The following is a 6,000-nucleotide window of genomic DNA, read 5'->3' as shown; positions in this document are numbered from 1 at the left end:
TGCGCGAGGGCGGCATTGAGGTGCGGATCGTCGATCCGAAGCGGGTGCGTAACTTCGCCCGCTCGGCTGGGCGCCTGGCAAAGAATGATACGATCGACGCGGACACGATCGCCTGGTTCGCCGAGACATTCGACGAAGCTCTTGTCCGGGAACGGGTAGATCGAACTGATACTACCCGTCGGGCCTCGTCCCGATGTTCACACGGCTTGGGCGGTTGGCAGCGACTTCAGGTAAATGATGCCGGCGACCGCGAGCCGCTCCTCATCGGTCTCGCCCGCGGCGACGAGCTGCTGGATGTGCCGCGTCAACGCGCTACGCGCATGCGCGACCTCCGCGGCGTCGCGATCGCGCACCAGTTCGTAGGCTTCCATCACCCGCCGGATGGCCGCCGATGCAGATGACCTGTCATTCGTCAGCGCAGTCATGAACGGCTCCCGAAACATTGGGTAAAGGGAATGAAGGCTCCGATGCGCCAGGCGACCGGAGCCTTGCTCCCAAAGCGCAGCCACGCGTGGCCACGCTTTGGGTCTTCCATGGCATGATGGTTTGGAACGGGCGCGATGGGCCCTCCGGCGCACGGCAGCGCTCCGCCTTGTCGATCATGCGCTAGTCGTGATCGTGATGGATGACGGTCTTCTCGCGATTGCCGAACTCGTCTTCCTTCTTGATCACCGTCGTCCGATCCTCGCGGGGCTCACGCTCCTTGATCACGGTGGTGGTGTGATCGGGTGGCGGCGGCGCTTCGCCGACCGTTACGCCGGCGCCGACGGGACCGACATGAACGCCGACGTCGTCCGCGAGGGCCGGCGTGGCGAGCGCGCCGATCATCGCCGCAGCAAGCAGGTACTTCCGCATCTGTTCCTCTCCTCCAGATCGTTCAGGTGCGGAGAGAATGATTAACAAGAATTATTGTTCCCAGATGCGAGAAGCGCCGCTCACGCGGCGCTTCCGAAGACGTTCTTGTCTAGTGGTGCCAGAACAGCGCCAGCAGCAGAATGATCGGCAGCGGCACACCCAACAGCCACAACAACGCACCTCTTCCAAAGCCCATGATATCCTCCTTCAGATGGCACCCTCGGAAAACGGGATGACGCCGGGGAGACGCATATGTTCCAGCCCGCCGCGCGTTCGACACGCGAGGCGACCGATGACGATCCACGAGATTCAACTGATGCGCCGCAGCGAGTGTATACTTCTGAACACCAGCTGCGGGCTGGACCATGCTGTAGTGGCGCGATGAAAGATCTCCAAGAGAAACTGGAAAAGCTTCGTGTCGATGCAGCCGAGTGCGAGCTGATCAGCAACCTCGCCACCGACTATGCCAAGCGCGCGCTGTTCGCCCGGCTGTCGCGGCAGCTGCTTGAGATGGCCGCCGAAGTCGAGAGCCTGATCGCCGCCAGAAGCAGGGACGGCACGACGGACGAGACAAGCAGCGGCGCTTGAGACCGCCGCGCCTCGGGGCGTGCCGAGTGCACGCTTCGGTGCAGATCTGCACACTTCTGAAAACACGACATCTCCTTGCGCGCTGGGCGCGAACCGCACCAGCCTCCCCGCATTAACCTGTCTGAATAGCGGAGGCTGAGAATGAACTTTGGCGTTCCGTCGCTGGCGCTGGTTGTGGAAGATGATCCGCTGCAGCGCGAGGTGTTGAGCGACGCGTTGAAGCAGGACAACATGGATGTCATTCAGTGCGAGAGCGCTGAAGCGGCCGAGCTCGTCGTCGCCCGGTTCGGCGTCGAGCTCACCTTGATGGTGACCGACGTCGAACTTGCAGGCCGGGGCAACGGCATCGAGCTTGCGAGCTTCGCCCGGCAACGCTGTCCCGGCTTGCGGATCATCGTGGTCTCCGGTGCCGGCCGTGCCGCACTGCCCCCGGACGTCTCCGACATCAACTTTCTCGCAAAGCCCTACCGGATTTCCGATCTGCTCGACATCGCTCATCGATGAGCAGCGGCACTTGGAGTCTCACGCTTCCACCTTGCTCCACCCGCCCCTGGAGGGGGCAGGTGGAAGAATCTTAGTAATAGCGGTGGAAGTGATGCACCGGGCCGCGGCCGTGGCCGACGGCAAAGCGATCGGCCGAGGCGATCGCGGCGCTGATGAAGACCTTCGCATTGCGGACCGCGGTTTCCATGTCCTCGCCCTTGGCGAGCCCGGCCGCGATTGCCGCGGAGAGCGAGCAGCCGGTGCCATGGGTATTCTGCGTGATGAAGCGCGGCCCTGCGAGCGGCACGGTGCTGTTTGCGCTGATCAGATAGTCGATGCTCTCGCTGCCATGGGCGTGGCCGCCCTTGATCAGCACGTGGGAACAGCCGAGCGAGAGCAGCCGCCGGCCCTGGCTCTCGATCGCGGCATCGCTGACAGCGACCGGCTCGCTGAGCAGGACCGCCGCCTCGGGCAGGTTCGGGGTGATGATGGCGGCGAGCGGGATGAGCTTCGTGCGCAGCGCGTCGACGGCGTCGGCCGGCAGCAGCCGGTCGCCGGAGGTTGCGACCATGACCGGATCGATCACGACAAAGGGCGGCGACCAGCGCTTGAACGCGGCTGCCAGCGCATCAACGGTCGCGCGGCCGCCGAGCATCCCGGTCTTGACCGCGCCCACACTGAGGTCCGCAAACACCGCGTCCAGCTGGGCGGTGACGAACTCCGGCGGTACCGGGTGGATGGCGCTCACGCCTCGCGTGTTCTGCGCGGTCAGCGCGGTGATGGCGGAGGCGCCGTAGACGGAGAGCGCGGCAAAGGTCTTGAGGTCGGCCTGGATGCCGGCGCCGCCGCTGGAATCGGAGCCGGCGATGGAAAGCGCGACGGGCGTGGTCATGAGGTGTGATAGCGCGAGGTGCGGATCGCAGCAAGCTGGCTTGCCAGATGCCTGCAAATCTGGCCCTTTGCCGCCCGCAAAAGGGTCCCCTCCCGCGTCCGACGCGCTATACTGGGCCGACCTTTCAGGAGATGCGCTCGATGGTTCCCTTCTTCGTCCAGATCAAGTGCAAGCTCGGCCAGTCCTACACGGTGGCCAATGCGCTTGCCGAGGCCGAGATCGCCTCCGAGATCTATTCCACCGCGGGCAATTACGACCTGCTGGTCAAGTTCTATGTCGACAAGGACACCGACATCGGCCATTTCGTCAACGAAAGGGTCCAGGTGCTGCCCGGCATCCAGGACACCCATACCATCATCACCTTCAAGGCGTTCGGGACGGGTTAGGGCTCAAGCCATTCCATCCGTCATCCCAAGGCGCGAGCGCAGCGAGCCTCGAAGGATGAACGGGCCGTATGCTACAGCGGGGCCGTCGCCCGTCGAGGCTCGCTGTCGCGAGCACCTCAGGGTAACGGTGATGGACCGTCAGGCCGCATTCCGCTTGGCGTAGTCATTCCGGAAGTGGCCATCGAGCTGGCTCGCCGGCATCGGGCGCCCCAGCAGATAGCCTTGCGCGAAGTTCACGCCGAGCGAGCGCAGGTGGTCGAACTGCTCGGCGGTCTCCACCCCTTCCGCCGTGATCGACATGCCGAGTCCGCGCGCAAGCGTCACGACGGAGGAGATGATGGCGGACGAGCCCTGTTGCTTGCTCAAGTTGGCGACGAAGGATTTGTCGATCTTGATCTTGTCGAACGGGAAAGCGGTCAGCGAGCGCAGCGATGAATAGCCGGTGCCGAAATCGTCGAGCGCGAGCGAAATGCCGATGCTCTTGAGCTTGTCGATGAAGCTGTGGTTCTCGGCGGCCTGCTCCAGCAGCACTGATTCCGTGATCTCGATCTCGAGCCGCTGCGGCTTCAGCCGCGAGTTCTTCAGCACTTGCTGGATCACGTCGAACAATTCGGCCTGCTTGAACTGCACCGGCGACAGGTTCACCGCGACCTTGATGTCGTCGGGCCAGGCGGCGGCATCGTAGCAGGCGCGTGCGATCACCCACTCCCCGAGCGGAACGATCAGGCCGGTGGATTCCGCAAGCGGGATGAACTGGTCGGGCGGGATCAGCCCCTTGACCGGGTGGCGCCAGCGCACCAGCGCCTCGACGCCGCGGCGGCGGCGGGTTTCGACATTGTAGAACGGCTGGTAGTGCACCTCGAAGTGGCCAAGCGTGATGGCATCGCGCAAATCGCTCTCCAGCGTGTTGCGCGCCTCGAGCTCGGCCGACATCGCCTGGTCATAGATCGTGTAACAGTTGCGGCCCGCCGATTTGGAGCGATAGAGCGCAAGGTCCGCCTTCTTCAGAAGCTGCTCCTGGTCGAGCCCGTGCTCGGGCGACAGCGCAATGCCGATGCTGGTGCCGATCTCGACCCGCTGGCCGAGCAGCTCGAACGGTTCGGCGATCAGCTTGGAGATCCGCCGCGCCAGATCGAGCGACAGCTTGTGCATGTCGGCGCCGCCGGCGAGGATCACCGCGAATTCATCACCGCCAAGCCGCGCCACCACATCGCCGTCGCGCAGCGTCGACCGCAGCCGCAGCGCAACCAGGCGGAGCAGCTCGTCGCCCGCGGCATGGCCCAGCGAATCGTTCACGTTCTTGAAGCGGTCGAGGTCGAGCAGCAGGACGGCGTAGCCGCTGCTCCCCGTCCCGATCGTGATCTCCTGCAGCGCCCCCAGGAAGAAGCTGCGGTTGCGCAGACCGGTCAGACGATCGGTTTGCGCAAGCTCCAGCACGCGGCGGTTGGCAAGCGACAGTTGCAGCGAGTTGCGGCTGGCGAGCCCGAGATAGATGGCAAGGAAGATCGTGGTGACCACCCCTGCGCCGAACAGCGCCAGTGCGCCGGCGTGATGGTCGATGCGCAGGCCGCTGGATATCGGCGCGGCGCGCAGCCGCCACGCGGTGTCGCCGATCTTCAGCGTGGCCCACCAGGGCGCCCCGGTCCTCACGCCGGCATGGGAGGCATGGCTGGAGAAATCGGGCACGGCCATCGTCTCGAGCGCCGCCTCGGCCATAGTCTGCGGCGGAAAGACGTCGATGGCGATGGCCGACAGGGTCTGGCTCGCGGTGCGGACCGCCTTGACGAGCTGCGGCAGATCGAAAATGCCGATAACGAAGCCATTGAGGTTGCGCCGGCGGTCGGCGACGGTCGTGCGCGAGGTGCCCTTGGCATAGACCGGCACTGCGACCATCACGCCGTAGGGAACGGTGCCGTGGCGCGTTTCGTAAAGTCGGGTGCGCAACACCACGACCTGATCATCGTCGCGCGCGCGTTCGAGCACGGCGCGCCGCTCCGGAAAGCTCCAGTAATCGAGCCCATAGACGACCGAGGTCTTCGGCTCGGTGGAGAAATAGACCGGGAAATATTCGTCCGCGAGCGGCGCCGCGGCCCCGTCCGCAAAGGTCTTGATCTGATAGCCGGAGATGCCGTCCGCCACGGCTGCGGCCTCGTATTCGGCACGCTCCTTGTGGCTGACGCGCGGCACCCAGGCCGCCCGGACCAGGCCAGGATGGCCCTGAAACAGGCGCTGGCTGAATGTCTCATATTCGCTGCGGGTGATGTCTTCGTTGGCGGATTCGAACAGCGTGCGCAGCGTGATCAGCCGCCCCACATATTCGTTGATGCCGTTCTGGATGGTGATGGCCTGGTTCTCGGCAAGACCCTCGAACTCGGCGCGCGCCAGCCTGTTCTCCCACTGGGCGACCGCAAACGCGCCGGCAACCGACAGCGCAATGCCGATGCAGGCGGCGATCAGCGCGGGACGATACAGCTCGAAGCGTGAGACCGACCTGCGGCGGCGCTCGGCGGGCGCACCCTCGCGCCCTCCGCCGGTGCTTTCGCCAATTTCGCCTTCCACGCCCGCCCGCAAATGAGGTCCCCAAACGGCTCACAAATCCGTCCTCGTCTATCGACAGTGGGCGCAGTTAAAAACTTGCAAAAATCCGGGAAAATACCGAGACGTGATCGGCGCGTAGTTAACGATCTGCGGTGGTAAAAGCGAATATTGACCGCTGTTCTCCGCATTCGTACGGCTGACAAAATGCGTTGAATTAGCAAGCTTTTCACCCGATGCGGGTAGGCTTGCTGTGTGCTG

The 6,000-nt window shown here is 64.4% G+C and carries 7 protein-coding genes; 3 read left to right on the top strand and 4 right to left on the bottom strand.

The window, feature by feature from the left end; genetic code table 11:
* Positions 1-197: 197 nt before the first annotated feature.
* Together VFB05_RS10300 and VFB05_RS10295 are read right to left on the bottom strand one after the other, a co-directional pair.
* A complete protein-coding gene (locus VFB05_RS10300; RefSeq protein WP_325011810.1) occupies positions 198-425 on the bottom strand; it encodes a hypothetical protein in 228 nt (75 codons plus the stop codon).
* Positions 426-606: 181 nt separating this feature from the next.
* Entirely contained in the window at positions 607-855 is a 249-nt protein-coding gene (locus VFB05_RS10295) for a hypothetical protein (protein WP_325011806.1), read from the bottom strand.
* Positions 856-1,107: 252 nt separating this feature from the next.
* Between VFB05_RS10295 and VFB05_RS10290 the strand changes: the two genes are divergently transcribed.
* Entirely contained in the window at positions 1,108-1,443 is a 336-nt protein-coding gene (locus VFB05_RS10290) for a hypothetical protein (RefSeq protein ID WP_325011804.1), read from the top strand.
* 141 nt (positions 1,444-1,584) lie between these two features.
* Positions 1,585-1,947 carry a response regulator gene (locus VFB05_RS10285; protein ID WP_325011802.1) on the top strand — a complete coding sequence of 121 codons (363 nt, stop codon included), beginning with the start codon at positions 1,585-1,587 and terminating at the stop codon, positions 1,945-1,947.
* A 70-nt stretch (positions 1,948-2,017) separates the two neighbouring features.
* Here the strand turns inward: VFB05_RS10285 and thiD are convergent, their stop codons facing one another.
* Complete coding sequence (gene thiD, locus VFB05_RS10280; RefSeq protein ID WP_325011800.1) at positions 2,018-2,818, bottom strand: bifunctional hydroxymethylpyrimidine kinase/phosphomethylpyrimidine kinase; 801 nt, start codon at positions 2,816-2,818, stop codon at positions 2,018-2,020.
* Between the two features lie 140 nt (positions 2,819-2,958).
* Here thiD and VFB05_RS10275 point away from each other — a divergent pair, with 140 nt between their 5' ends.
* The gene (locus VFB05_RS10275; protein WP_325011798.1) at positions 2,959-3,204 is read left to right on the top strand and encodes an Lrp/AsnC ligand binding domain-containing protein; all 246 of its coding nucleotides are present in this window, start codon (positions 2,959-2,961) and stop codon (positions 3,202-3,204) included.
* 138 nt (positions 3,205-3,342) lie between these two features.
* Here the strand turns inward: VFB05_RS10275 and VFB05_RS10270 are convergent, their stop codons facing one another.
* Positions 3,343-5,763: a bifunctional diguanylate cyclase/phosphodiesterase gene (locus tag VFB05_RS10270; RefSeq protein ID WP_325011796.1), complete on the bottom strand. Its 2,421-nt coding sequence runs from the start codon at positions 5,761-5,763 to the stop codon at positions 3,343-3,345.
* Positions 5,764-6,000 lie beyond the last annotated feature (237 nt).

The organism is Bradyrhizobium sp. (assembly GCF_035652035.1).
Classification (GTDB): Bacteria; Pseudomonadota; Alphaproteobacteria; order Rhizobiales; family Xanthobacteraceae; genus Bradyrhizobium.
This window is presented reverse-complemented; position numbering and strand designations above follow the sequence as displayed.